The organism is Streptomyces durocortorensis, assembly GCF_031760065.1.
In the GTDB taxonomy this organism is placed as follows: Bacteria; Actinomycetota; Actinomycetes; order Streptomycetales; family Streptomycetaceae; genus Streptomyces.
On sequence record NZ_CP134500.1, the window covers coordinates 6,654,564 to 6,680,077 of the forward strand.

The window sequence follows — 25,514 nt, forward strand, 5'->3', positions numbered from 1 at the left end:
GGGCGTGTTCAGGGTGCGGTCGAGCCCGGGCGTCCGACAGGCTGAGCCGACGGGCGAGCAGGCTGCTGTCCCAGCTGACCGTGCGGTCGGACCGGCTGATCGGCGAAGGTCTGGCCCGGTCCGGCGCCCGCGAGTGGCACTACGCCGTGCTCGCCCCACTCCAGGACCACGGGTGGCCCGCCCTTCGGGCAACGACGGCAGTATGACGTCAGGTTCCAGGTGTATTGATCACGATCGTCGTCAACACCGGCCGGGCAGTGCCTACCGCACCGCCGCCACCCGGAACCGCAGCCCCGCCGCCGTCAGTCGCTCCAGCAGCGCGTCGCCCATCGCCACGGCCGGGGTGACCTGCCCCGAGGTCTCCGGCAGGTCGTCCAGGGCCAGGCACACCGCCGACTCGGCAAGGATCTTCGCCGTCTCGCCGTAGCCCGGGTCGCCGCCGGAGACCTCCGTGAAGACCCGTCGCCCGCCGCCCTCGCCGACGAAGCGGATCGTGAACCAGCTCCGCTCGCGGCGCTCCTCGTCCGGTCCCCGGCCCGGCTCGTAACGGCCCATCAGCCACTCCCGTACGCCCTCGACCTGCGCGGCCGCGACCAGGCCGCTGATGGCCACCGGAGCGCCGAGGGCCATCGGCAGGGTCTTGACCGAGGCGAAGTGGCGGTAGCGGAAGTCGGGGCCGTACCGCTCCAGGGCGCGTGCGGAGCGGCCCACGATCGTCGGGTCCACCGTCGGCAGCGGCAGCGCCCAGGCGCCGGTGGCGGCGCTGAAGTGCGGGGTGCCCAGCGGGGTGCGGACGCGGCGGCCCACCACGCGCGGCTCGTGCAGACGGCGTTCCCGGGCCGCGGCCGCCATCTGCGTGCCCCGGCCCATCGCGGTCAGCGCCGAGGCGAACGTGCCGCCGGAGAACACGGCGTTGGTGCGGACGAAGCCGTCGACGGCCAGGGGGACGTCCTCGGGCAGCTGCCGGACGGTGAAGTACGCCCCCAGGTCGTGCGGGACGGAGTCGAAGCCGCAGGCGTGCACGATACGCGCCCCGGTCTCCCGGGCCCGCGCGTCCTGGTCGAGGTAGGTGCGGTCGATGAACTCCGCCTCTCCGGTGAGGTCCACGTAGTCCGTCCCGGCCTGGGCGCAGGCGGCCACGAGCTTCTCGCCGTAACGGATGTACGGGCCCACCGTCGTGGCCACCACCCGTGTGGAGGCGGCCAGTTCGGCCAGCGCCTTCTCGTCGTCCGCGTCGGTCTCCAGCAGTGGCAGCCCGGCGCAGTCCGGATCGATCGCGGTGAGCCGTTCCCGCAGCCGCTCCAGCTTGGCCGGGCTGCGGCCCGCCAGTGCCCAGCGGAGGCCGGAGGGGGCATGGGCCGCCAGGTACTCGGCCGTGAGCGTCCCCACGAAGCCGGTGGCACCGAAAAGGACGACGTCCAAGGGGCGTGTCGCGTCGTTCTGCCTGTTCACAAGTACCTCCGCAGGGGGACGGGTGCCGATGTGGCAGGCAGAGGGTAGCGGACGGTGCCGTGGTGGCGTGTGCCCGGGAGGCGCGGATGCGAGAGGATCGCGAAGGAAAAGAACTAAGCGCTTGCTCGGGCCAAGGGGTTGTGCGGAGCCGGGCGCATTCTTAGCATCGCAGGTGTTACATCAGTTGTGTCACACCACTGGGGGCTCACGGATGGCAAGCATCGAGCACGGCCCGCTGACCGGTGTCCGTGTCGTCGAGCTGGCGGGCATCGGCCCCGGACCGTTCGCGGCGATGCTGCTCGCGGACCTCGGGGCCGACGTCGTACGCGTCGACCGGCCCGGTGGCGCGGGGCTCGGCATCGACCCCGCCTACGACCTCACCAACCGCAACAAACGCTCCGTCCTCGTCGACCTCAAGAGTGACGGCGGAGCGGCCCGCGTCCTCGACCTCGTCGAGCGCGCCGACATCCTCGTCGAGGGCTACCGCCCCGGCGTCGCCGAACGCCTCGGCGTCGGGCCGGAGGCCTGTCTCGCCCGCAACCCGCGCCTGGTCTACGGTCGGATGACCGGCTGGGGGCAGGACGGGCCGCTCGCCGACCGCGCCGGGCACGACATCTCCTACATCGCGCTCACCGGAACCCTCTCCATGATCGGCAGGCCGGACGAGCCGCCCACCGTCCCCGCCAACCTGGTCGGCGACTACGCGGGCGGCTCCCTCTACCTCGTCGTCGGCGTCCTCGCCGCCCTCCAGCACGCCCGCGCCCACGGCGAGGGCCAGGTCGTCGACGCCGCCATCGTCGACGGTGCCGCCCACCTCGCCACGATGATCCACGGCATGCTGGCCGCCGGCGGCTGGCAGGACCGGCGCGGCACGAACCTGCTGGACGGCGGCTGCCCGTTCTACGGCTCCTACGAGACCTCCGACGGGCAGTACATGGCCGTCGGCCCCCTGGAACAGCGCTTCTACGCCGAGTTCACCGAAATCCTCGGCCTCGCGGACACCGCCCCCGACCGGGGCGACCTCACCCGCTGGGACGAACTGCGCACCGCCGTCGCCGACCGCTTCCGCACCCGTACGCGGGCCGAGTGGACCGAGGCGTTCGACGGGAGCGACGCCTGCGTGGCCCCTGTGCTCTCGCTCCGTGAGGCCCCGCACCACCCGCACCTCGCCGCCCGCGCGACCTTCGTAGAGCACGGCGGCCTCACCCAGCCCGCCCCCGCCCCGCGCTTCTCGGCCACCCCCGTCTCCGTACGCAGCGGGCCCGCGCAACCCGGCGCCGACACGGCCGCCGTCGCCGCCGACTGGGACGTACCCGGGCTCCGGCCCGACCCGTCCTGACCGACAAGACACCCCTAGGAGACCCCGTGCAACGGCAGATCTTCACCGAGGAGCACGACGCGTTCCGCGAGACCGTCCGGGCCTTCCTGGCCAAGGAGGTCCTCCCGCACTACGAGCAGTGGGAGCGGGACGGCATCGTCTCCCGCGACGCCTGGCTCGCGGCCGGACGCGCCGGGCTCCTCGGCCTCGCCGTCCCCGAGGAGTACGGGGGCGGCGGTTCCACCGACTTCCGCTACAGCGCCGTCCTCGCCGAGGAGTTCACCCGCGCCGGGGCCGCAGGTCTCGCGATCGGCCTGCACAACGACATCATCGGCCCCTACCTCACCGGCCTCGCCACCGACGAGCAGAAGCGCCGCTGGCTCCCCGGCTTCTGCAGCGGCGAGACCATCACCGCCATCGCCATGACCGAGCCGGGCGCGGGCTCCGACCTCCAGGGCATCCGCACCACCGCCGAGGACAGGGGCGACCACTGGCTGCTCAACGGCTCCAAGACCTTCATCTCCAACGGCATCCTCGCCGACCTGGTGATCGTCGTCGCGAAGACCACCCCCGAGGGCGGTGCCAAGGGCCTCTCCCTGATCGTCGTCGAGCGCGGCGCGGAGGGCTTCGAGCGGGGCCGCAATCTCGACAAGATCGGCCAGAAGTCCCAGGACACGGCCGAGTTGTTCTTCAACGACGTCCGCGTTCCGAAGGAGAACCTCCTCGGTGAGCGCGACGGCGCGTTCATCCATCTGATGACCAACCTGGCCCAGGAGCGCATGGGCATAGCGGTCGCCGGGATCGCCGCGGCCGAACACCTGCTGGAGATCACCACCCAGTACGTCAAGGAGCGCGAGGCCTTCGGACGCCCGCTCTCCAAGCTCCAGCACATCCGCTTCGAGATCGCGGAGATGGCGACCGAGTGCGCCGTCACCCGGACCTTTCTCGACCGGTGCATCGTCGACCACTCCGACGGCGTCCTCGACGCCGTCCACGCCTCCATGGCCAAGTGGTGGGCCACCGAACTCCAGAAGCGCGTCGCCGACCGCTGCCTCCAACTCCACGGCGGCTACGGATACATGAGCGAGTACAGGGTCGCCAAGGCGTTCACCGACGGCCGTATCCAGACCATCTACGGCGGAACGACCGAGATCATGAAGGAGATCATCGGCCGCTCGCTGCTCGCCTGACACTCGGACCCTCGTGCGCGCGCCCGAGCCCTCCTGGCTCCCCCCGTTCTTCACCACCACCCTCGAAAGGCAGCTGTCTTGAGTACCGAAGCATTCGTCTACGACGCGATCCGCACCCCGCGCGGCCGGGGCAAGGCCAACGGCGCCCTCCACGGCACCAAGCCGATCGACCTGGTCGTCGGCCTCATCCACGAGATCCAGGGCCGCTTCCCGGACCTGGACCCGGCCGCCATCGACGACATCGTCCTCGGCGTGGTCAGCCCGCTCGGCGACCAGGGCTCCGACATCGCCCGCATCGCCGCCATCGCGGCCGGGCTGCCCGACTCCGTCGCCGGCGTCCAGGAGAACCGCTTCTGTGCCTCGGGCCTGGAGGCCGTCAACCTCGCCGCCGCCAAGGTCCGTTCGGGCTGGGAGGACCTGGTCCTCGCCGGTGGCGTCGAGTCGATGTCCCGGGTGCCGATGGGCTCCGACGGCGGGGCCTGGGCGATGGACCCGATGACCAGCTTCGAGACCGGCTTCGCCCCGCAGGGCATCGGCGCCGACCTCATCGCCACCATCGAGGGCTTCAGCCGCCGCGATGTCGACGAGTACGCCGCCCTCTCCCAGGAGCGTGCCGCAGCGGCCTGGAAGGACGGCCGCTTCGCCCGCTCCGTCGTCCCGGTCAAGGACCGCAACGGCCTGCTCGTCCTCGACCACGACGAGCACATGCGCCCCGGCACCACCGCCGACTCCCTCGCCGGTCTCAAGCCGTCCTTCGCCGCCATCGGTGACATGGGCGGGTTCGACGCGGTGGCGCTCCAGAAGTACCACTGGATCGAGAAGATCGACCACGTCCACCACGCCGGCAACTCCTCCGGCATCGTCGACGGCGCCGCCCTCGTCGCCATCGGCTCCAAGGAGGTCGGCGAGCGCTACGGCCTCACCCCCCGCGCCCGCATCGTCTCCGCGGCGGTCTCCGGCTCCGAGCCCACCATCATGCTCACCGGTCCCGCCCCCGCCACGCGCAAGGCGCTCGCCAAGGCCGGTCTCACGATCGACGACATCGACCTCGTCGAGATCAACGAGGCCTTCGCCGGAGTCGTCCTGCGCTTCGTCAAGGACATGGGCCTCTCCCTGGACAAGGTCAACGTCAACGGCGGGGCCATCGCGCTCGGCCACCCCCTCGGCGCGACCGGCGCGATGATCCTCGGCACCGTCATCGACGAACTGGAGCGCCGCGACCAGCGGTTCGGCCTCGTCACTCTCTGCGTCGGCGGCGGCATGGGCGTCGCGACCGTCGTCGAACGCATCTGACCGTCCCGCCCCGGCCACCCCTGCTTACGGAGAAGACAACCGACATGACCGAGAGCACCACCATCCGCTGGGAACAGGACGAGACCGGCGTCGTCACGCTCGTCCTCGACGACCCCAACCAGTCCGCCAACACGATGAACCAGGCCTTCAAGGACTCCATCGCCGCCGTCGCGGACCGGGCGGAGGCCGAGAAGGACTCCATCCGCGGCATCATCTACACCTCTGCCAAGAAGACCTTCTTCGCGGGCGGCGACCTCAAGGACATGATCAAGGTCGGGCCCGAGAGCGCCCAGGCCGCCTTCGACACCGGCACCGCCATCAAGCGCTCGCTGCGCCGCATCGAGACCCTCGGCAAGCCCGTTGTCGCCGCGATCAACGGGGCGGCCCTCGGCGGGGGTTACGAGATCGCGCTCGCCTCCCACCACCGCGTCGCCCTCGACGCCCCCGGCTCCCGCATCGGCCTGCCCGAGGTCACCCTCGGCCTGCTTCCGGCGGGCGGCGGCGTCACCCGCACCGTACGCCTCATGGGCATCGCCGACGCGCTGCTCAAGGTGCTGCTCCAGGGCACCCAGTACACCCCGCGGCGCGCTCTGGAGAACGGCCTCGTCCACGAAGTCGCCGCCACCCGCGAGGAGATGCTCGCGAAGGCCCGTGCCTTCATCGACGCGAACCCCGAGTCGCAGCAGCCCTGGGACGTCAAGGGCTACAAGATCCCCGGTGGCACCCCCTCCAACCCACGTTTCGCCGCCAACCTGCCCGCGTTTCCGGCCAACTTGAAGAAGCAGCTGGCGGGCGCTCCCATGCCCGCGCCGCGCAACATCCTGGCGGCGGCCGTCGAGGGCTCCCAGGTCGACTTCGAGACCGCCCTGACCATCGAGGCCCGGTACTTCACCGAGCTGGTCACCGGCCAGGTCTCCAAGAACATGATCCAGGCGTTCTTCTTCGACCTCCAGGCCGTCAACTCCGGTGCCAACCGCCCCAAGGACATCCCCGAGCGCCCGGTCCGCAAGGTCGCCGTCCTCGGCGCCGGGATGATGGGCGCGGGCATCGCCTACTCCTGCGCCAAGGCCGGGATCGACGTCATCCTCAAGGACGTCTCCACCGAGGCGGCCGCCAAGGGCAAGGCGTACAGCGAGAAGCTGCTCGCCAAGGCGCTCTCCCGGGGCCGTACGACGGAGGCCAGGCGCGACGAGCTGCTGGCCCGGATCACCCCGACCGGCGACGCGGCCGACCTCGCGGGCTGCGACGCGGTGATCGAGGCCGTCTTCGAGGACACCGCGCTCAAGCACAAGGTGTTCCAGGAGATCCAGGACGTCATCGAACCCGATGCCCTGCTCTGCTCCAACACCTCCACCCTCCCGATCACCGTCCTCGCCGAAGGCGTCGCGCGCCCCGCCGACTTCATCGGGCTGCACTTCTTCTCGCCCGTCGACAAGATGCCGCTGGTCGAGATCATCAAGGGCGAGCGGACCGGCGACGAGGCGCTGGCCCGCGCCTTCGACCTGGTGCGCCGGATCAAGAAGACGCCGATCGTCGTCAACGACTCGCGCGGCTTCTTCACCTCGCGCGTCATCGGCCAGTTCATCAACGAGGGCGTCGCCATGGTCGGCGAGGGCGTCGAGCCCGCATCCGTCGAGCAGGCCGCCGCCCAGTCCGGCTACCCGGCCAAGGTCCTTTCTCTGATGGACGAGTTGACCCTGACCCTGCCCCGTAAGATCCGCGACGAGACCAAGCGCGCGGTGGAGGAGGCGGGCGGCACCTGGCCCGGACACCCCTCCGACGCGGTCATCGACCGCATGGTCGACGAGTTCGGCCGCCCCGGACGCAGCGGCGGCGCGGGCTTCTACGACTACGACGAGGACGGCAGGCGCGTCGGCCTGTGGCCCGGACTGCGCGAGCACTTCGCCAAGCCGGACACCGATGTGCCCTTCGAGGACATGAAGGAGCGGATGCTCTTCTCCGAGGCGCTGGACAGCGTCCGCTGCCTGGAGGAGAACGTCCTCGTCTCCGTCGCGGACGCCAACATCGGCTCCATCATGGGCATCGGCTTCCCGCCGTGGACCGGCGGCGTGCTCCAGTACATCAACGGCTACGAGGGCGGCCTGCCCGGGTTCGTGGCCCGCGCCCGGGAACTCGCCGAGCGTTACGGCGACCGGTTCCTGCCGCCCGCACTGCTCGTGGAGAAGGCGGAGAAGGGCGAGACCTTCCACGACTGAGCGCCCGAGTGAGCTGCCCGCGGGCCGCGTTCACCGTCACTCGGCGGTGAACGCGGCCCGCAGCTCCTCTTTCAACGACCGCTGAAACGCCGTCACCAGCGCCTGCACCACGATCGGTTGCATGTGAGCCGACAGCGACTTCATCGCAGCCACATGCTCGGGGTCGCCCTCGCGCTCCCGGTAGGGATTCCAGACCTCGTCCCGGAACAGCCGGGTCATCGCCTGGGCGGCGGAACGCGTGTGCTCCAGCAGTACGGTCCGGGCCGCGAGGATCGTCTCGTGAGCGATCGGTACGTCCAGCAACTCCACCCCGAGCCGCAGCAGCCCCAGGTCCACCCGGTGGGCCCCGCCCTCCTCCGGCGGCCGCACCAGCACCCCCATCGCCGCCAGCCGCTCCACATCGGCCTCCGACAGCGCCCGCCCGGCCCGCCGCTCCAGCTCGGCCCGGGACAGGTCCTCGGTCTTGTCCGGAGCCCAGGACGCCACCAGCGCCCGGTGGATCGCCAGATCGTGGGCGCTCAGGTCGGGCGGCAGCTGCTCCAGATACCGTTCGATGGCCGCCAGGGTCATCCCCTGGTGCTGGAGCTCCTCGATCAGCGCGAGCCGGGAGAGGTGATCGGGACCGTAGTGCCCGACCCGGCGCGGCCCGATGACCGGGGGCGGCAGCAGGCCCCGGGTGCTGTAGAAGCGCACGGTGCGCACGGTGACACCGGCGCGTGCCGCCAGCTCGTCCACCGTGAGCGTCGGCTCGTCGGTCCCCGTCGCCATCTCTGCTCCCCGCAGTCGAACCCTCGTATCGGACAGTCCTGCTGTCTCACCACTACTGTGAAAGTCTCCGGCACCGGGGCGACCGCGTCCACCCCGGCCGCGTTGTCAGTGGCGGGCCGTACGGTGAGGTCATGTCGGAGATCACTTACGTACGGGGGGACGCCACGGCCCCGCAGGGCAAGGGCGTCAAGCTGATCGTCCACGTCTGCAACGACCTCGGAGGCTGGGGCAAGGGCTTCGTCCTCGCCCTCTCCCGCCGCTGGCCCGAGCCGGAGGCCGCCTACCGCCGCTGGCACCGGGAGCGTGCGGGCAACGGGTTCGGCCTGGGCGCGGTGCAGTTCGTCCAGGCGGGGGCGTATCTCTGGGTCGCCAACATGATCGGCCAGCGGGGCATGCGCACCGGCAGCAAAGGGGTGCCCGTGCGGTACGAGGCCATCGACACGGCCCTGGGCGCGGTGGCCGTCCGGGCGGGCGAGCTCGGGGCCTCGGTCCATATGCCGCGTATAGGCTGCGGCCTCGCGGGCGGCAAGTGGTCCAGGATCGAGCCGCTGATCGAGCGACGCCTGATATCCGCCGGCCTGGCGGTGACGGTGTACGACCACGACTGACCGGCCCGTCGGCGCCCTCGGACCCCACCGCACCCCCTCTCCCGTCCGCGAGGGATCATGGAGGGACGGGGCGGGCAGCACACGGCAGGCCCGCCGGGACCGTGGGGGCACCGGATGAGCAGGGCGTACGACGAGAGGGACCCCGAGCCGCCGCCGCCGGGCGGTGTGCTCTGGAGCCTGTCCGGCGACATCCGCGCCCTGCTGATGCTGCCCGCCGCCCTCACGCTCCAGGTCGCCCACCCGGCCGTCGGCGCGGGCGTGGACGAGCACTCCGTCTTCCGTACGGACCCGTGGGGACGCGGCGAACGCTCGCTGCGCTCGCTCCAGCTCTGGGTGTACGGCGGAGCGGAGGCCGCCGAGGAAGGCCGCAGGCTGCGCCGACTGCACCGCACCATCCAGGGCACCGACACCCGGGGCCGGCGCTACCACGCCCTGACGCCCGCCAACTACGCCTGGGTGCACGCCACCGGGTTTCCCGTCTACCAGCACGCGGCCCGCTATCTGATCCGGCCGATGAGCCCCGCCCAGGAGCGCGCGCTGTACGCGGAGTGGCTCCGGGTCGGCCGGATTCTCGGCATCCACGACCGGGACATGCCCCAGACCATCGAGGAGTTCTGGCCGTACTGGGAGAAGATGCTCGCCGAGGAGATCGAGGCGACGGTCGTGGTGCGGGAGCTGGTCGACGTTGACCAGCCCGTGCCCCCGCCGGACCGTGGCCCGTGGCCGCTGAGGATGATCCTTCGCGCGCTGTGGCCGACGCTGCTGCCGCCGCTGGCTCGGTTCCGGCGGTTCGTCACCATCGGGCTCATGCCGCCGGACGCCCGCGCGGCGATCGGTCTGCCGTGGACGGCGGTCCAGGAGAAGCGGCTGCGGCGGCTCTGCGCGGTGGTGCGGGCGGTTGTCCCCGCGCTCCCCGAGCGGCTGCGGTACCTGCCGATGGCGCGCGCGGCCCGCGCCACGCACGCCACCAGGGGGCGTCGGAACGGCTGAACTTCGCCGCTCCGACGCCCAGCAGGTCGGTCGTGGGCTGGTACTTCAGCCGCAGGTCGTAGTGGGAGACGTCGTAGCCACCGTTTCCGCTGGCCGGGTAGTACGGGTCGCCGATACCCGGGGCGCCCACGGTGCCCGGTGAGGCCGCTGCCGGGATCGCCAGCAGAAGGGTGGCCGCCAGTGCGCTGGGGACGATGAATCTGCGGTGCACGCAAGCTCCAAACAGTCGGGACGCGGTTGGGACTTCGTCGGAACAGATGATCGTCCGACATGTCATGACGAGGCTATTCAGCCGCAGCGGCTGGGCGGGCTGTTTCCGGGTACCCCTGTCACACGGTCGCCGTTCCGTCGTCACGGACGGCAGTGATCGCCCCCTGTTGCCCGGGAGTTGACCGGGGTAACGTCCGCACACGCCGACAGGCGGCGGGCGTCCGGTGCCCGCCCTCGTATCCCGGGAGGCAGCCGCTGATGATCCCTCGCGCCGCTCGCGCACTCCGTATGCTCAGCCCGCACCCGTGGCTCGCGCCCGTCCCGGGCCCCGCCCGGCATGGGGGCGCGCCGACGCGCCGCGGTGCGAGCGTGACACGCCGGACGGCCCTGGCGGCGGCGCTCGCCGCCCTGGCCCTGCCGTTGGCCATCGCACCCGCAGAGGCCTCGCCCCGTCCGCCGCGCACCGGGTTCGAGACGAGCTACGGGGCTCGCTGGACCGGCGATGCGGAGGAGCGGGCCTTCCTCGCGGCGGTGGACCGGGGGAGCGACCAGGTCTCCCTCGACCGGATCGGCACGACCGGTGAGGGCCGCTCCCTCCACCTCGTACGCGTCGGTCAGGAGCGTCCCACCGCCACCACGGTGCTGCTGATCTGCAGTCAGCACGGGGACGAGCCCGCCGGGCGCGAGGCGTGCCTGACCACGGTCCGGGACCTGGCCTTCGCCGAGGACCGGGCGACCCGCGCATTGCTGTCCCGCACGCGCGTGCTGGTGCTGCCCACGGCCAACCCCGACGGGCGCGCCGCGAACACCCGGGGAAACGCCGACGGCGTCGATGTGAACCGGGACCACATCGCCCTGGAGACCGCGGAGGCGCGGGCCATCGCCGCCGTCGTGCGCGACGAACGGCCGGACGTGATCTATGACTTGCACGAGTACGGCGCGACCCCGCCGTACTACGACAAGGACCTGTTCGTCCTCTGGCCGCGGAACCTGAACGTCGACGACCGGGTCCACGGCGCCGCCCGGACCCTCTCCGAGCGCTATGTCCGCACCGCCGCGACGGCGGACGGCTACAGCAGCGGCCACTACGGGATCTGGACCGATCCGGCCACCGGTGAGCCGATCAAGCAGACCGCGGGCGACGGCCAGGAACGCATCCTGCGCAACGCTTCGGGCCTCAAGCACGCCGTCGGCCTGCTCATCGAGTCCCGGGTCGACGCGCTGAGCGAGGCGGAGAAGGCCGATCCGGCGCTCAACCAGCGCCGCAGGGTCCACTCCCAGCTGACCGCGCTCGGCGGTCTGTTCGGCTTCACCGAGGAGCAGCGCGCGCGGCTCCGGGCGGCCACCGCCCTCTCGCGGCTGACCGGACTCGCCGACCGGGGGCCCGTCTACCTGGGCGGCGCCGACAACGACCCGGCCGAGCCCGCCGAGACCATCGCCGACCCACCGTGCGGCTACCGGCTCGGCGCGGCCCAGTACGCCCGGGTGAAGGACCGGCTGGCTCTGCACGGTGTCAGGGCCCGACCGGAGGGGGATGGCGTGTTTGTGCCCCTGCGTCAGCCGGCTCGGAACCTGATTCCGCTGCTTCTCGATCAACGGGCGACATATCACCTCGTAAAAGGTCAAGTCGGAACTGCTTGTTGATCCTTCGAGATCCATGGCAGGTGTGGTACTGCCTACAGAGAGCGTTTTTCAGACTCGGTGAAAGGTGCCTTTTGTGTCCCAGGACGACCAGACAGCGGACGCGCGGGAGGGGCTGTCGGTCACGGCGGACCTTCCCCCCGAACCGGTCAGTACCAGGAATCCCACCACCGACCGGGTGGTGTTCGGTGTCACGGCGGTCCTCACCCTCGCCTTCGTCGTCTGGGGTGCCACCGCCACCGACTCCCTGGAGCGAGCGTCCGGCAAGCTGCTCAACGGGCTGATCCACAACGGTGGCTGGGCCTTCATACTGGCCGCGTCGGCCTTCGTCGTCTTCGCCCTGTGGCTGGCCATCAGCCGTTACGGAAAGATCAGCCTGGGCCAGGAGGGCGAGGAGCCGGAGTTCCGGACCATCTCCTGGATCGCGATGATGTTCAGCGCCGGTATGGGCATCGGGCTGATGTTCTGGGGCGTGGCCGAACCCCTCGCCCACTTCCGCAACCCGCCGCCGGGCACCGACCCCGCCGACTCTGCCGAGGCCATGCAGACGGCGATGGCCACCACGCTCTTCCACTGGACGCTGCACCCCTGGGCCATCTACGCGGTGGTCGGGCTCGCCATCGCCTACAGCGCCTACCGGATGCGCAGGCGGCAGACGATCAGCGCGGTATTCGAGCCGCTCATCGGCAAGCGTCGCGCGCGCGGCGGCTTCGGCCGCGTCATCGACATCCTGGCGATCTTCGCCACCCTGTTCGGCTCGGCGGCCTCCCTGGGGCTCGGCGCGCTCCAGATCGGCAGCGGCATCCAGGAGCTGGACTGGCTGGAGAAGGCCGGCACCGGCCTTCTCGTCGCGATCATCGCCGTCCTGACCGTCGGCTTCGTCGCCTCCGCGATCTCCGGCGTCGAGAAGGGCATCCAGTGGCTGTCCAACATCAACATGGTGCTGGCCCTGCTCCTCGTCCTGTTCGTCTTCGTCGCCGGTCCCACGATCTTCGTGCTCGACCTGGTGCCCACCTCCCTCGGCGCGTACCTGAGCGACCTGGGCCAGCTCGCCGGACGCACCGAGGCGACCGGCGGTGGTGACGTGGCCGACTGGCTCGGCAGCTGGACGGTCTTCTACTGGGCCTGGTGGATCTCCTGGACGCCCTTCGTGGGTATGTTCATCGCCAGGATCAGCCGCGGCCGGACGATCCGTCAGTTCGTCGGCGGTGTCATCCTGGTGCCCAGCACGGTCAGCCTGATCTGGTTCGCCGTCTTCGGCGGCTCGGCGATGAAGCTGGACGAGGCCGGAAAGCTCACCGGTGCCGACACTCCGGAGGCGCAGCTGTTCGGCGTCCTCAATGAGTACCCGATCGCCACCCTGACGAGCCTCCTGGTGATGATCCTCGTCGGCATCTTCTTCGTCTCCGGCGCGGACGCCGCCTCGATCGTCATGGGCACGCTCTCGCAGAAGGGCGTCCTGGAACCGAGCAAGTGGGTGGTCATCTTCTGGGGTGTCGTGACCGGGGCGGTGGCCGCGATCATGCTGCTCATCGGGGACGGCAAGGAGAACGCGCTGGAGGGGCTCCAGAACCTCACCATCCTGGTCGCCGCACCCTTCACCATCGTGATGGCCGGCATGTGCGTGGCCCTGATGCGGGACCTGCGCAAGGACCCGCAGATCGTCCGCCAGGAGTTCGGTGTGGAGGCGGTCGAGTCCGCGGTGATCGAGGGGCACGCCAGGTACGACGGCGACTTCGAGATCCGCATCGGGCCCGGGACCACGACGGTCACCGACGAGCGCCACAAGCACGAGTCGGGCGGTTCGGGCACCACGGTCACGGAGCAGCGCCCCACCGACTGACCACAGCACCGAAACCCACCCCCGAAACCCACCCCCGAAACCCACCCCCGGAGCCCGCGACCGCCCACCGGCTGCGGGCTCCGGGGGCTCGGGGCACTCGGGGGTTCGGGGGCAGGGGGCAAGGCTCCGGGCGGGGTGCCGGTCCCTGTGCCCCCCCGGGGGCCCCACCCGCCCCCGCTCAGCCCACCAGGTCCGCCGCCGCCCGTGCGCACCCCCAGGCCACGGTCACACCCGCGCCGCCGTGCCCGTAGTTGTGGACCAGCAGGCCGCCACCCCGCAGCGCCTCCGCCTCGATCCGGACCCCCGCCTCCCGCACCGGGCGCAGGCCCACCCGGTGGCCCAGCACCCGGGCCCCGGCAATCTCCGGGCGGACCCGGGCACACCGCGCCACGATCTCCCGGGCGGTCTCCGGGTCAGGCTCCGTGCGCGGATCGTCCGCCTGGGCCGTGCCGCCCAGCACCAGCCGACCCGGCTGCGGGAAGAAGTACGTCGTCGCGGCGGACGCCGGATCCGCCCGGGTGAACCACTCCTCGACGCCCGGGTTCTCCACGAGGACCAGCTGCCCGCGCACCGGTGACACTCCGGCGTCCGGCACCAGCTCGCGCGCCCCCAGCCCCGTGCAGTTCACGACCACCGAGCCCAGCGCCGCCGCCTCCTCGAACCCCGACACCGCCCGCCGCTCCACCGCACCGCCCGCCGCCACCAGCCGCCGTTCCAGCCACGCCAGGTGTACCGGCATGTCCAGCAGCGGCAGTGTCACCCGCAACCCCTCGGGCACCTCCACAGCGTCCTTCAGCTCCGCGGCCCAGGTCCCCAGGGCCGCGAACCGCTCACCGCTGTGCAGCCCCCGCATCCGCCGTACGCCGGTCTCCTCCGGTACGGCGGCCAGCTCCTCGTACACCGCCAGCGTTTCCAGCGACCAGCCGCCGACCCGCTCCGCAGGCTCGATCCGGTACGGCCACCACAGCGCCCCCGCTACGGCCGAGGTCGTCGCCCCGGCCGGATCACGCGACCAGAGGCGCACCCGCAGGCCGCGCTCGGCCAGCGTCACAGCGGTGGTGAGCCCGACGACTCCGCCGCCCACCACGATCGCATCCGTCACTGTGGTCACTCCTGTCCCTCAGCACGCGCCTGTCGCTGCCCGGACGCTAGCCGAAACCGCAAACCCGAGGCCAGAGGCACGGACCGACGGCGATTAGGATCGGCACCCTGATGACTGCCACCCTCGTCGCCAAGGACCTCGCCGCCGGACACGGCGACCGCACGCTCTTCGCCGGGCTCGACCTCGTCGTCGCCCCCGGTGACGTGATCGGTCTCGTCGGAGTCAACGGCGCCGGTAAATCCTCCCTGCTCCGCCTGCTCGCCGGGCTCGACCGCCCCGAGGAGGGCGAGCTGCGGCTCTCCCCGCCCACCGCCACCGTCGGCCACCTCCCGCAGGAGCCCGAGCGCCGCGAGGGCGAGACGGTGGCCGAGTTCCTGGCCCGCCGTACCGGCGTCGCCGACGCTCAGCGCGCCATGGACGAGGCGACCGAGGCCCTGGTCGCGGGTGCTCCGGGCGCGGACGACGCGTACGCCGACTCCCTGGAGCGCTGGCTCGCCCTCGGCGGCGCCGACCTGGAGGAGCGGGCCGCGCAGGTCGCCGCCGAGCTGGGCCTGAGCGTCGGCCTCGACCGGCCCATGACCGCGCTCTCCGGTGGGCAGGCGGCCCGCGCGGGCCTCGCCTCCCTGCTCCTGTCCCGCTATGACGTCTTCCTGCTCGACGAGCCCACCAACGACCTCGACCTCGACGGTCTGGAGCGCCTGGAACGCTTCGTGTCCGGTCTGCGAGCGGGCACCGTCGTCATCAGCCACGACCGCGAGTTCCTGATGCGCACGGTCACCAAGGTGCTGGAGCTGGACCTCGCCCAGCAGCAGATCAACCTCTACGGCGGTGGCTACGCGGCCTACCTGGAGGAGCGGGAGACCGCCCGCCGTCACGCCCGCGAGGGCTACGAGGAGTACGCCGACAAGAAGGCCGCCCTCGAAGCGCGCGGTCACATGCAGCGCTCCTGGATGGACAAGGGCGTCAAGAACGCCCGCCGCAAGGCCACCGACGGCGACAAGCTCGGCCGCAACGCCCGCAGCGAGGCCAGCGAGAAGCAGGCCGCGAAGGCCCGGCAGACCCAGCGCATGATCGAGCGCCTCGACGTCGTCGAGGAGCCGCGCAAGGAGTGGGAGCTGCGGATGGAGATCGCCTCCGCCCCGCGCTCCGGATCGGTCGTCGCGACCCTGCGCGAGGCCCGTGTGGTGCGCGGCGACTTCGCCTTCGGCCCCGCATCGCTCCAGATCGACTGGGCGGACCGGGTCGCCATCACCGGCGCGAACGGCGCGGGCAAGTCCACCCTGCTCGCCGCCCTGTTGGAGCGGCTGCCCCTGGACTCCGGCCACGCCGCGCTCGGTTCGGGCGTCGTGGTCGGCGAGGTGGACCAGGCCCGCAAGCTGTTCCTCGGGGCGCAGACGCTGCTGGAGGCTTTCTGCGCCGCCGTGCCGGACACCGAACCGGCCGAAGTGCGCACGCTCCTCGCCAAGTTCGGCCTCCGCGCCGACCATGTGATGCGCCCCGCCACCAGCCTCTCCCCGGGCGAACGCACCCGGGCCGCGCTTGCCCTGCTCCAGGGCCGGGGCGTCAATCTGCTGGTGCTCGACGAGCCGACGAACCATCTGGACCTGCCCGCCATCGAGCAGTTGGAGGCGGCCCTGGAGACGTACACGGGCACGCTGCTGCTGGTCACGCACGACCGCCGGATGCTGGAAGCGGTCCGTACGACGCGCCGCATCGAGGTGGCGGGCGGTCAGGTCAAGGAAGTCTGAGCCGAGTTACGGGGGCGCTGGGGCTGGGCCGCACGCCCCCCGTAACGGCGGGGGGCGCACGCAAGCCCGCGACGGTTGAGGTACGGGCGGGCCGCACGCAACCCCCGTAAGGGTTGAAGTGCGGGCGGGCCGCACGCCGCGGCCCGCCCCACGAACCGCCGAGGTTCAGCGTCCCTGGCCGCGGCCCTGCTTCGGGTCGCCCAGCCCGGCCCGCCGCAGCGCGTCCGCCATCGCGCTGTTCGCCGGAGCCGGAGACGACGCGCCCTGGCCCTGCCGGGACGTGCCGCCGCCACCGCCGCGCCGGTCCCGGCCACCACCCTGACGGCCCTGCCCGCCACCGGCCCCCTGGCCGCCCTGACCCTGGCGCTGCTTCGGCGGCCGGCCGCCCCGCTCGCCGCGGCCCTGCTGCCCGCCGCCGGAACCGCCCGCGCCGGGCTCGTCGTCCAGCCGCAGCGTCAGCGAGATCCGCTTGCGCGGCACATCGACGTCCATGACCTTGACCTTCACGATGTCCCCGGGCTTCACGACATCGCGGGGGTCCTTCACGAAGGTCTTCGACAGCGCCGAGACGTGCACCAGCCCGTCCTGGTGGACGCCGATGTCCACGAACGCGCCGAACGCCGCCACGTTCGTCACGACGCCCTCCAGCACCATGCCGGGCTCCAGGTCTCCGAGCTTCTCGACGCCCTCCTTGAACGTCGCCGTGCGGAAGGCGGGTCGCGGGTCGCGGCCCGGCTTCTCCAGCTCCTTGAGGATGTCCGTCACGGTGGGCAGGCCGAACATGTCGTCCACGAAGTCCGCCGCGCGCAGCGACCTCAGCGCCTCCGTGTTGCCGATCAGCGAGGCGACCTCGCCGCCCGCCGTCTTCCCCATCCGCCGCACCACCGGGTAGGCCTCGGGGTGCACGCTGGAGCCGTCCAGCGGATCGTCCCCGCCCCGGATCCGCAGGAAGCCCGCACACTGCTCGTACGCCTTCGGGCCGAGCCGTGCCACGTCCTTGAGTGCCTTGCGGGACCGGAAGGGCCCGTTGGTGTCCCGGTGCGCGACGATGTTCTCGGCAAGCCCCGAGCTGATCCCCGAAACCCGCGAAAGCAGGGGTGCGGACGCGGTGTTGACGTCCACACCGACGCCGTTCACGCAGTCCTCGACGACCGCGTCCAGCGAACGCGACAGCTTCACCTCGGACAGGTCGTGCTGGTACTGGCCGACACCGATCGACTTCGGGTCGATCTTCACCAGCTCGGCCAGCGGGTCCTGGAGCCGCCGCGCGATCGAGACCGCGCCGCGCAACGACACGTCCATGTCGGGCAGTTCCTGCGAGGCGAAGGCGGAGGCGGAGTAGACCGATGCGCCCGCCTCCGAGACCATCACCTTGGTGAGCTTCAATTCCGGGTGCTTGTCGATCAGTTCACCGGCCAGCTTGTCCGTCTCGCGGGACGCCGTGCCGTTGCCGATGGCGATCAGGTCGACCGCGTGCTCCTTCGCGAGGTGCGCGAGCTTCGCCAGAGCCTGGTCCCACTTGTTCGCGGGGACGTGCGGGTGGATCACATCGGTGGCCACCACCTTGCCGGTGGCGTCGACGACCGCGACCTTCACACCCGTGCGGAATCCGGGGTCGAGTCCCAGCGTGGCGCGCGTCCCGGCGGGGGCGGCGAGCAGCAGATCGCGCAGGTTCGAGGCGAAGACCCGTACCGCCTCGTCCTCCGCCGCCGTGCGCAGCCGCAGTCGCAGATCGATGCCGAGGTGCACCTGAATCCGGGTCCGCCACGCCCAACGCACCGTGTCGCCCAGCCACTTGTCACCGGGTCGGCCCCGGTCGGCCACCCCGAAGCGGCGGGCGATCATGTTCTCGTAGGCCGAGGGCCCCGGCCGCTCGGCGGCCTCCGGCTCCTCCGGCTCAAGGACCAGATCGAGCACGTTCTCCTTCTCGCCGCGCAGCAGCGCGAGCACCCGGTGCGAGGGCAGCGCGGTGAACGGCTCAGCGAAGTCGAAGTAGTCGGCGAACTTCGCACCCGCCTCCTCCTGGCCCTCGCGGACCTTCGCCGCCAACCGGCCCCGGGTCCACATGCGTTCCCGCAGTTCGCCGGTGAGGTCGGCGTCCTCGGAGAACCGCTCGGTGAGGATCGCCCGCGCGCCGTCCAGCGCGGCCCCGGCGTCCGCGACACCCTTCTCGCCGTCCACGAACGCGGCGGCCGCCGCGAGCGGATCGACCGACGGATCGCCGAGCAGTCCGTCCGCCAGCGGTTCGAGCCCGGCCTCCCGGGCGATCTGCGCCTTCGTCCGCCGCTTCGGCTTGAACGGCAGATAGATGTCCTCCAGGCGCGCCTTCGTCTCGGCGGCCCGGATGCTCGCCTCCAGCGCCGCGTCGAGCTTGCCCTGCTCGCGTACGGAATCGAGGATCGCCGTACGCCGGTCTTCCAGCTCCCGCAGATAGCGCAGCCGCTCCTCCAGCGTGCGCAGCTGCGCATCGTCGAGGGACTCGGTCGCCTCCTTGCGGTAGCGCGCGATGAACGGCACGGTCGACCCGCCGTCGAGCAGTTCGACCGCCGCCCTGACCTGTCGCTCCCGTACGCCGAGCTCCTCGGCGATCCTGCCTTCGATGGACGTCGTCACGGTTTTCCCGACTCGCCTTCTCGTACTGGCTGTGCTGGCCGTGCTCGCGATGCGATGAGCACGTTCTTGCTTGCCGGGGTGCATCCCCCGGCCTGCATTGTGCCGGGTGGCCGGGGGCCGTGTCGCGCGACCTCGGGCAACACGCCCGGGGGCCCCGGCACCGTGTGCGAGGGTCCCGGGCCGTGCCAGGGGGTGTCGTGGGTCAGTCCCGGCCGGTCGCCGAGGCCGGGAAGGCGCCCGCCGCGGCCGCCGTGAACAGGAATCCGCGCCCCAGTTCGGTGAGCCGCTCCACGCCGTCGGCGCCCAGGTGCTCGTACGGGGCGGTGTCCATCCGGTCCGTCGTCTCCTCGACCTCCGCGCGCAGCGCCGTGCCCGCCTCGGTCAGCGCGAGGTCGTCGCCTCCGTCGAGCAGCCCCCGCTCCCGCAGCCGGTCCGAGGCCGCGTCCCAGTCGCTGCGGCGCCAGCCCCGGGAGGCCAGAATCCAGCGGGGCGCCATGCCCTTGCCGGTCGCCGTGTGGCTGACGAGCGATTCGAGGGGGTCCAGTCCGGCGGCGAGCAGTGCCGCGAGGTGGGCGTCGCCGCGGTGCTCGCGCAGCAGGGTCGCCGCGTGCCAGAACGCCAGGTGCGGTTCCTCAGGCACCGGCAGCTCCGCGTGCGCGGCGTAAAGCGGGCGGGCGTGCGGGGTGCAGGCCTCGGTGGCGCGCAGGGCGAGCCGGGCCGCCTCGGCCATCTCGTCGGAGGCGACGGCCTCCTCGCCGAGCAGCCGCCGCAGCGTCGAGTCCGCCGCCCGGAGCCGGGCCCCGAGCACCCGCTCGGGCGGGGCGGTCTCCCAGACGGCGGGCACATGGCGGGCCACGAGAGCGGGGTTGAAGTTGTAGAACGTGGCGGTGACGGTGCCCGCCCCCACAGCGCCGAGCGCGGCGGCCCGGGTCGCGAAGTAGGCGGCGCTCGGGTCCTCGATGCCGATCTTCCCGAGCTCCGCTCCGAGGTCGGGGGAGAAGAAGATGCACGAATGCAGCGGGTTGACGGCGTTGTGGCAGCGGCGTCCCGCGCGAGCCGGAAGAGTGGTCATGCCCGCACGTTACCGACTGGTCGGTACGCCAGGGAACCCGGGGGAGGCGTCAAGATGTCGGAGCTGCCCGCGACGGCAGGCCGCGCGCTTTCGGCCTCTCCTGCGTCCCGCGGCACCGCCTCACCCGGTGGGTTTCGCGGTGTAGGTGAACCGTGGCGCGCGCCGCTCCAGGAACGCGGCGACGCCCTCGCCGGTGTCGCCGCTGCCGCGCGCCTCACCGGCCCAGTACGCGTCCCGGTCGGTCCGGCCCGCGGCGAACTCCTTCGCCGCGGCCTGCGTCAGCTGAGACCGGGACGCCAGCACCCGTACGTACTCCTCGACCCGCTTGTCCAGGCCGCCCGGCGGCAGCACCTCGTCGACCAGCCCGGTGCGCAGAGCCCGTTCCGTGCCGATCAGCTCGCCGGAGAACAGCAGGTGCTTGGCCGTGGCGGGGCCGACGAGGGAGACCAGCCGCCGGGTGGAGGAGGAGGCGTAGACGATGCCCAGCTTGGCCGGGGTGATCCCGAAGGAGGCGCCCTCCTCCGCGAACCGCAGATCGCAGGCGGCCGCGAGCTGGCTGCCGCCGCCCACGCAGTACCCGCGCACCGCCGCCAGCGTCGGCCGGGGGAATGCGGCGAGTGCCTCCTCGGCCGCCACCGCCAGCCCCCGGGCCTCGTCCGCGCTCTCCCGGAGCGTGGAGATGTCCGCCCCGGCGCAGAAGGTGTCCCCGGCCCCGGTCAGCACCAGCACCCGGACCGCCGGGTCGGCCGCCAGCCGCTCCAGCAGCTCCGGCAGGCTCCGCCACATCGCCGCGGTCATCGCGTTGCGCTTGGCGGGATGGGTGATCACCAGGGTGGCGACCCCGTGCTCTACGGACGGGATCAGGCGGGGTTCCGTACGGTCCATGCGCCGGATGCTATCCGTACGGTTCGAACCTATGATCAAGAAGGGGTCGCGAAGCGGACACGCACCGTAAGGAGCCGTCGATGAACGGACCCACCACCGAGGGCAGGAAGCTCACCCGCAGTTTCGGCTGGCTCGCGCTGCTCGGCGCACTGCTGGTCATCGCGGGCATCATCGGCCTGATCTACACCGGTTTCGCCACCCTCACCTCGATGCTGCTCTTCGGCTGGCTGCTGCTCGTCGGCGGTCTGGTCGGGCTGCTGCACGCGATCGAGTCGCGTGGCACGAACTACTTCTGGCTGGGCGTCGTGGTCGCGGCCCTCAACATCGCCGCGGGTGTCGTCGTCATCAAGCACCCCGAGGGCACGGCCGAGGCGCTGACCATGTTCGCCGCCCTGCTCTTCCTGACCGGCGGGGTCTTCCGGCTGGTCGGCAGCGTCGTGGTGCGCGGCCCCCAGATGGGGTGGACGCTGTTCCAGGGCGCCTTCGGGATGCTGCTGGGCCTGCTGGTGCTGTTCGACTGGCCGCACAGCAGTCTGTATGTCCTGGGCTTCTTCTTCTCGCTGGCCCTGCTCTTCGACGGGCTCGGCCTGATCGCCATCGGCATCGGCGGCCGACGCATCGTCAGCCTGGTATCGGAGCGGCTGGATGAAAGTGCCCCGGTCCCGGACGAGCCGAGCAAGGCACCAGAAGAAGAACAGAAGTAGTCCGCCGACCGGCAAGGGCGTGCGACTTTGGTCGAATAGCGCCGATACCTGGCTACTTCCGATCAGTGGCACGGTGCGGACCAAGCCGTTCCCAACACTCTTTACTCGACGGTCAGTGCAGTGCGAGTGAGAGCTGGTGCCGGACGATGGAGAGCCTCGGGAGTGTCCCCGCCGACCCCGTGTCGTACGAGGGGGTGTGGCGCTTCACCGCCCCCGCCGTGGACGCCTCCGTCCCCCGCGCCCGGCACGCCGTACGCGATCTCCTCGGCCGTCAGGGCGTGCCGATCGAGGACGACATCCTCCAGGGGCTGCTGCTGATCGTCTCGGAGCTCGTCACCAACGCCGTCAAACACGCGGCGCTGCTCTCGCCCGAGCTGGCCGTCGAGGTGGCCATCGCCGCCGACTGGGTCAGAGTGTCGGTCGAGGACAACCACCCCTACCGCCCGACCGCCCTGGAGACCGACTACGCCCAGACCGGCGGCCGGGGGCTGCTGCTGGTCAAGGTCGTCACCGCGGAGGCCGGCGGCACGTGCGACGTCGAGCACACGGCGAGCGGCGGGAAGATCATCTGGGCGGCGCTGCCGTTGAAGACGCAGCTCTGACCGCCCGTACGCGGCCCGGCTGGGGCTGACCCGCCCGCCGAGCGCCCGCCGCGTTCACCAGCCCGCGGAAGGCCCCGTCAGCTCGCGGATCGCCGGCCGGGCCGCATCCAGCACCGTCATGAACCACGCCGAGAACGGGCCCTCGGCGTGCCGCTTCTCCAGCTCCGGCGCCGTGACGAAGGCCGTCTCGCCGACCTCCTCGGGGTCCGGCTTCAGCTGCTCCTGCGCCAGTCCCACGAAAAGGTGGTTGAACTCCTGCTCCACCAGGCCCGACGCGGGGTCCGGGTGGTTGTAGCGGACGGTGCCCGCCTCGGCCAGCAGCGACGGCGAAAGGCCCAGCTCCTCGTACGTACGCCGGGCGGCGGCCGCGAACGGGGACTCGCCCGGATACGGGTGTCCGCAGCAGGTGTTCGACCAGACACCGGGGGAGTGGTACTTGCCGAGCGCCCGGCGCTGGAGCAGCAGCCGCCCCTGCTCGTCGAAGAGGAACACGGAGAACGCGCGGTGCAGCTGCCCGGGGGCCTGGTGGGCCGCCAGCTTCTCCGCCGTGCCGATGGTGGTGCCGTTCTCGTCGACCAGTTCGAGCATGATCGCTTCTGCGGTGCCGTTCGACGAGCTGTGCGTCGCGGTGGCTGGTGTGGTCGGCATACCCATCCTTCGCTTTGGTCCCCGGCCTCGTGCGCCGGGCCCCTGGAGTCCGGTCAAGTCTGCCGTACAAAAGCCGCTTGTCCGTACTTCGGCTCCGGGCATGTCCGCCCCGCCGCGCCGTGCGAGCGCGGCGGGACGGACGGGGCGTCAGACCCCGAAGGCCGCCGGATAGCGGATCATGCCCGCCGGAACCGGGACGGAACCGTCCAGCACCAGCGCCATCATCGCCTCGTCCGGAACCTCGAACCCGGCGCGGATCCCGTAGCGCGACGCCGGGACGAATCCGAAGCGCGGGTAGTAATCGGGGTGACCGAGCACCAGCACCAGCACCTCACCGCGGACCCGGGCGGCATCCAGCACCGCCCGCACCACGGCCTGCCCGGCCCCCTGCCGCTGGAACGCGGGGGAGGTGGCCACCGGGGCCAGCGCGAGCGCCGGGGCGTCGCCGACCCGGCAGCGGGTCAGCAGCGCGTACGCCGCGAGGGACCCGTCCGGGGCCTCGGCGACGTAACCGAGATCCGGCAGCCACGCCTCGGGGTCCGCACGCAACGCGTCCACGAGATCGGCCTCGTCCGGGGTCGGGAACGCGGCCGCGTTGACCGCGTGCACAGCCTCGTGCTCGCCCGCCGCCTCCGGGCGGGTGACCCACCGGGGGTCGGCGGGCCGCAGGACGTACGCGGCGTAGCCGTACTCCGTGCCGTGCTCGCGCCGCACCGCCAGCTCCTCACGGGTGGCCGCGAGCGCCCACTCCATGCCGGGAGCCGACGGATCGGCGCTCTCGACCCGCTCGGCGAGCGGAACGTAGTACTCGTCCCAGTCGCTGTCGGGCTGGACCAGCACGGAGGTGACCGTGCAGCCCGCGGCGACGGCCGCCGCGGTCGTCGCCGGCAGGGGGCGCAGGGAACCGTGGCGGTCCCAGAAGGCGCGCGCCCCGGCCGACGGGGCGTCCGTGGTCCAGACGCATTCGGAGATCATCATCGTGCCGCCCGGGGCCAGCAGCCGCTGCCAGTCGCGTACGGCGGTGTCGAACCCGATGCAGTACGCCGAGCCCTCGGCCCAGATCAGGTCGAAGGCCCCCTCCGGGAACGAGGGACCGGTGAGATCGCCCATGTCCGCCCGGACGGTGCGGATGCGGCCGTCGAGGCCCTGGGCCCCGGCCGCCTCGCGCAGCTCGTCCAGGAACGGCTGGTGCAGGTCGACCGCGGTCACCTCGGCGCCCGCCTCGGCGGCGAGCAGCAGAGCGGCACGGCCCGGACCGCAGCCCAGGTCGAGGACGCGCGGACGGTCGGGCAGCGGACCGGCCAGAGCGAGCAGCCGACGCGTGGTGGCGTCGGAGCCGGGGCTCTGCCGGGGGAGACGGTGGTGCAGGGTGACGAACGCCTCGGTGCGCGAGGCGTCGTCCGTGTGGTCGGTCAACGTGGGAACCCTTGAGTGCGAGGGCTCCGGCCCGATCCGAGAAGAGGGACCTAGCCGGAAACCCGGGAGATGAGGAAGGACCGATTGCCGCGCCTGGCAGGCGTCGCCGCGACCGTCATCAACCTCAGCTCCTCTCGAAAGGTTCTTCGCGGGCTTCCTTCGCGAAGAGTCCCGCTGTTCCCGGATGTCATCCACCGTGAGACTCGAACATCTCAACGACTTCACCGTAGCACCGCCCCCGCCCCCGTCTCAGTGGCAGAGCCTGGCCTCGTGCTCCGCGTGGCCGCTCGGCTCCAGCTGGAACGTGCAGTGCTCCACGTCGAAGTGGTCGCCCAGGCAGCCCTGGAGCTCGTGCAGGAGCTTCTCGTGCCCTATCGAGTCGAGCATCTCCTGGTGCACCACCACATGCGCGGAGAGCACCGGCATCCCCGAGGTGATCGTCCAGGCGTGCAGATCGTGGACGTCGATGACCCCGGGCAGCTCCGTGATGTGCTCCCGTACCTCCGCCATGTCCACGCCCTTGGGTGCCGCCTCCAGCAGCACGTTCAGGGTCTCCCGCAGCAGCTTCACGGTCCGGGGCACGATCATCAGGCCGATCACCAGCGAGGCGATCGGGTCGGCGGCCTGCCAGCCGGTCGCCATGATGACGCCCGCCGAGATGATCACGGCCAGCGAACCCAGGGTGTCGGCCAGCACCTCCAGATAGGCGCCCCGCACGTTCAGGCTCTCCTGCTGCCCGCGCGCCAGCAGGGAGAGCGAGACGATGTTGGCCACCAGGCCGACCGCGGCGAACGCGATGGCGAGTCCGCCCTTCGTCTCGGCCGGCGTGATGAAGCGGTCCACCGCCTCGAAGAGCAGGAAGCCGCCGACGCCGAGCAGCAGCAGACAGTTGGCCAGTGCCGCCAGGATCTCGGCGCGGGCGAAACCGAAGGTGCGGTTCGGGCCGGCCGGCTTGTTGGCGAAGTGGATGGCGAGCAGGGCCATCCCCAGCCCCAGGGCGTCGGTGGCCATATGGGCCGCGTCAGCGATCAGGGCGAGCGAGTTCGACAGCAGACCGCCGACGATCTCCATGACCATCACGCTCAGCGTGATGGTGAGGGCGATTCGCAGCCTGCCCCGGTACGCGGCGGCGGCGGTCCCCGTCGGGGGCGGTCCGCCGTGCGTATGCCCGTGATCGTGGCCAGCCCCCATGAGA

Annotated in this window: 20 protein-coding genes and 1 pseudogene; 11 read left to right on the top strand and 10 right to left on the bottom strand. The window is 71.8% G+C overall.

Annotated elements, in window-relative coordinates; translation table 11 throughout:
- Positions 1 to 261: 261 nt before the first annotated feature.
- Positions 262 to 1,452 carry a saccharopine dehydrogenase family protein gene (locus tag RI138_RS29375; RefSeq protein ID WP_311122315.1) on the bottom strand — a complete coding sequence of 397 codons (1,191 nt, stop codon included), beginning with the start codon at positions 1,450 to 1,452 and terminating at the stop codon, positions 262 to 264.
- 211 nt (positions 1,453 to 1,663) lie between these two features.
- Here RI138_RS29375 and RI138_RS29380 point away from each other — a divergent pair, with 211 nt between their 5' ends.
- The 4 genes from RI138_RS29380 (at position 1,664) to RI138_RS29395 (ending at position 7,469) form a co-directional block, all read left to right on the top strand.
- On the top strand, positions 1,664 to 2,791 hold the full coding sequence (locus RI138_RS29380) for a CaiB/BaiF CoA transferase family protein (protein ID WP_311122316.1): 1,128 nt from the start codon (positions 1,664 to 1,666) through the stop codon (positions 2,789 to 2,791).
- 26 nt (positions 2,792 to 2,817) lie between these two features.
- Positions 2,818 to 3,960: an acyl-CoA dehydrogenase family protein gene (locus RI138_RS29385; RefSeq protein ID WP_311122317.1), complete on the top strand. Its 1,143-nt coding sequence runs from the start codon at positions 2,818 to 2,820 to the stop codon at positions 3,958 to 3,960.
- A 78-nt stretch (positions 3,961 to 4,038) separates the two neighbouring features.
- Positions 4,039 to 5,253 (top strand): acetyl-CoA C-acetyltransferase, encoded by a 1,215-nt coding sequence (locus tag RI138_RS29390; RefSeq protein WP_096629438.1) that lies wholly within the window; start codon positions 4,039 to 4,041, stop codon positions 5,251 to 5,253.
- A 44-nt stretch (positions 5,254 to 5,297) separates the two neighbouring features.
- A complete protein-coding gene (locus tag RI138_RS29395) occupies positions 5,298 to 7,469 on the top strand; it encodes a 3-hydroxyacyl-CoA dehydrogenase NAD-binding domain-containing protein (RefSeq protein ID WP_311122318.1) in 2,172 nt (723 codons plus the stop codon).
- Between the two features lie 36 nt (positions 7,470 to 7,505).
- Here RI138_RS29395 and RI138_RS29400 read toward each other — a convergent pair whose 3' ends face one another.
- Entirely contained in the window at positions 7,506 to 8,237 is a 732-nt protein-coding gene (locus RI138_RS29400; protein ID WP_311122319.1) for a MerR family transcriptional regulator, read from the bottom strand.
- A 131-nt stretch (positions 8,238 to 8,368) separates the two neighbouring features.
- Here RI138_RS29400 and RI138_RS29405 point away from each other — a divergent pair, with 131 nt between their 5' ends.
- Both RI138_RS29405 and RI138_RS29410 read left to right on the top strand, forming a co-directional pair.
- Complete coding sequence (locus RI138_RS29405) at positions 8,369 to 8,845, top strand: macro domain-containing protein (protein ID WP_311122320.1); 477 nt, start codon at positions 8,369 to 8,371, stop codon at positions 8,843 to 8,845.
- Positions 8,846 to 8,959: 114 nt separating this feature from the next.
- The gene (locus tag RI138_RS29410) at positions 8,960 to 9,835 is read left to right on the top strand and encodes an oxygenase MpaB family protein (protein WP_311122321.1); all 876 of its coding nucleotides are present in this window, start codon (positions 8,960 to 8,962) and stop codon (positions 9,833 to 9,835) included.
- A 19-nt stretch (positions 9,836 to 9,854) separates the two neighbouring features.
- On the opposite strand, the pseudogene RI138_RS29415 reads toward RI138_RS29410, so the two are convergent.
- A pseudogene (locus RI138_RS29415) lies at positions 9,855 to 10,046 on the bottom strand (M1 family peptidase); the annotation flags it as partial.
- A gap of 257 nt (positions 10,047 to 10,303) precedes the next feature.
- Here RI138_RS29415 and RI138_RS29420 point away from each other — a divergent pair.
- Positions 10,304 to 11,689, top strand: a complete 1,386-nt coding sequence (locus RI138_RS29420) for a M14 family metallopeptidase (protein ID WP_311122322.1) — start codon at positions 10,304 to 10,306, stop codon at positions 11,687 to 11,689.
- 73 nt (positions 11,690 to 11,762) lie between these two features.
- The gene (locus RI138_RS29425) at positions 11,763 to 13,529 is read left to right on the top strand and encodes a BCCT family transporter (protein WP_311122323.1); all 1,767 of its coding nucleotides are present in this window, start codon (positions 11,763 to 11,765) and stop codon (positions 13,527 to 13,529) included.
- A gap of 178 nt (positions 13,530 to 13,707) precedes the next feature.
- Here RI138_RS29425 and RI138_RS29430 read toward each other — a convergent pair whose 3' ends face one another.
- A complete protein-coding gene (locus RI138_RS29430) occupies positions 13,708 to 14,631 on the bottom strand; it encodes an FAD-dependent oxidoreductase (protein ID WP_398863984.1) in 924 nt (307 codons plus the stop codon).
- A 110-nt stretch (positions 14,632 to 14,741) separates the two neighbouring features.
- Here RI138_RS29430 and RI138_RS29435 point away from each other — a divergent pair, with 110 nt between their 5' ends.
- Positions 14,742 to 16,379: an ABC-F family ATP-binding cassette domain-containing protein gene (locus RI138_RS29435; RefSeq protein ID WP_311122325.1), complete on the top strand. Its 1,638-nt coding sequence runs from the start codon at positions 14,742 to 14,744 to the stop codon at positions 16,377 to 16,379.
- A gap of 165 nt (positions 16,380 to 16,544) precedes the next feature.
- Here the strand turns inward: RI138_RS29435 and RI138_RS29440 are convergent, their stop codons facing one another.
- The 3 genes from RI138_RS29440 to RI138_RS29450 all read right to left on the bottom strand — a co-directional run bounded on the left by RI138_RS29440 (position 16,545) and on the right by RI138_RS29450 (position 20,949).
- Entirely contained in the window at positions 16,545 to 18,992 is a 2,448-nt protein-coding gene (locus tag RI138_RS29440; protein ID WP_311122326.1) for a Tex family protein, read from the bottom strand.
- A 202-nt stretch (positions 18,993 to 19,194) separates the two neighbouring features.
- Positions 19,195 to 20,064 (bottom strand): SCO6745 family protein, encoded by an 870-nt coding sequence (locus tag RI138_RS29445; RefSeq protein ID WP_311122327.1) that lies wholly within the window; start codon positions 20,062 to 20,064, stop codon positions 19,195 to 19,197.
- Between the two features lie 120 nt (positions 20,065 to 20,184).
- Positions 20,185 to 20,949: an enoyl-CoA hydratase/isomerase family protein gene (locus RI138_RS29450; protein WP_096630866.1), complete on the bottom strand. Its 765-nt coding sequence runs from the start codon at positions 20,947 to 20,949 to the stop codon at positions 20,185 to 20,187.
- Positions 20,950 to 21,029: 80 nt separating this feature from the next.
- On the opposite strand from RI138_RS29450, the gene RI138_RS29455 reads away from it, so the two are divergent.
- Both RI138_RS29455 and RI138_RS29460 read left to right on the top strand, forming a co-directional pair.
- Positions 21,030 to 21,653, top strand: coding sequence for an HdeD family acid-resistance protein (locus RI138_RS29455; RefSeq protein WP_311122328.1), 624 nt, complete (start codon positions 21,030 to 21,032; stop codon positions 21,651 to 21,653).
- A 146-nt stretch (positions 21,654 to 21,799) separates the two neighbouring features.
- Positions 21,800 to 22,255 carry an ATP-binding protein gene (locus tag RI138_RS29460; RefSeq protein ID WP_311122329.1) on the top strand — a complete coding sequence of 152 codons (456 nt, stop codon included), beginning with the start codon at positions 21,800 to 21,802 and terminating at the stop codon, positions 22,253 to 22,255.
- Between the two features lie 54 nt (positions 22,256 to 22,309).
- Here RI138_RS29460 and idi read toward each other — a convergent pair whose 3' ends face one another.
- From idi to RI138_RS29475, 3 genes are all read right to left on the bottom strand, one after another.
- Entirely contained in the window at positions 22,310 to 22,903 is a 594-nt protein-coding gene (idi, locus tag RI138_RS29465; protein WP_096630862.1) for an isopentenyl-diphosphate Delta-isomerase, read from the bottom strand.
- A 147-nt stretch (positions 22,904 to 23,050) separates the two neighbouring features.
- Positions 23,051 to 24,319, bottom strand: coding sequence for a bifunctional class I SAM-dependent methyltransferase/N-acetyltransferase (locus RI138_RS29470; RefSeq protein WP_311122330.1), 1,269 nt, complete (start codon positions 24,317 to 24,319; stop codon positions 23,051 to 23,053).
- A 249-nt stretch (positions 24,320 to 24,568) separates the two neighbouring features.
- Positions 24,569 to 25,510, bottom strand: coding sequence for a cation diffusion facilitator family transporter (locus RI138_RS29475; RefSeq protein WP_096630860.1), 942 nt, complete (start codon positions 25,508 to 25,510; stop codon positions 24,569 to 24,571).
- Between the last annotated feature and the right edge of the window lie 4 nt (positions 25,511 to 25,514).

Excerpts from the sequence above, each read along its gene's own strand:
- RI138_RS29380 (WP_311122316.1), top strand. The coding sequence starts at position 1,664 with ATGGCAAGCATCGAGCACGGCCCGCTGACCGGTGTCCGTGTCGTCGAG.
- RI138_RS29395 (WP_311122318.1), top strand. The coding sequence starts at position 5,298 with ATGACCGAGAGCACCACCATCCGCTGGGAACAGGACGAGACCGGCGTC.
- RI138_RS29400 (WP_311122319.1), bottom strand. The coding sequence starts at position 8,237 with ATGGCGACGGGGACCGACGAGCCGACGCTCACGGTGGACGAGCTGGCG.
- RI138_RS29405 (WP_311122320.1), top strand. The coding sequence starts at position 8,369 with ATGTCGGAGATCACTTACGTACGGGGGGACGCCACGGCCCCGCAGGGC.
- RI138_RS29410 (WP_311122321.1), top strand. The coding sequence starts at position 8,960 with ATGAGCAGGGCGTACGACGAGAGGGACCCCGAGCCGCCGCCGCCGGGC.
- RI138_RS29420 (WP_311122322.1), top strand. The coding sequence starts at position 10,304 with ATGATCCCTCGCGCCGCTCGCGCACTCCGTATGCTCAGCCCGCACCCG.
- RI138_RS29435 (WP_311122325.1), top strand. The coding sequence starts at position 14,742 with ATGACTGCCACCCTCGTCGCCAAGGACCTCGCCGCCGGACACGGCGAC.
- RI138_RS29445 (WP_311122327.1), bottom strand. The coding sequence starts at position 20,064 with ATGACCACTCTTCCGGCTCGCGCGGGACGCCGCTGCCACAACGCCGTC.
- RI138_RS29450 (WP_096630866.1), bottom strand. The coding sequence starts at position 20,949 with ATGGACCGTACGGAACCCCGCCTGATCCCGTCCGTAGAGCACGGGGTC.
- RI138_RS29455 (WP_311122328.1), top strand. The coding sequence starts at position 21,030 with ATGAACGGACCCACCACCGAGGGCAGGAAGCTCACCCGCAGTTTCGGC.
- RI138_RS29460 (WP_311122329.1), top strand. The coding sequence starts at position 21,800 with ATGGAGAGCCTCGGGAGTGTCCCCGCCGACCCCGTGTCGTACGAGGGG.
- idi (WP_096630862.1), bottom strand. The coding sequence starts at position 22,903 with ATGCCGACCACACCAGCCACCGCGACGCACAGCTCGTCGAACGGCACC.
- RI138_RS29475 (WP_096630860.1), bottom strand. The coding sequence starts at position 25,510 with ATGGGGGCTGGCCACGATCACGGGCATACGCACGGCGGACCGCCCCCG.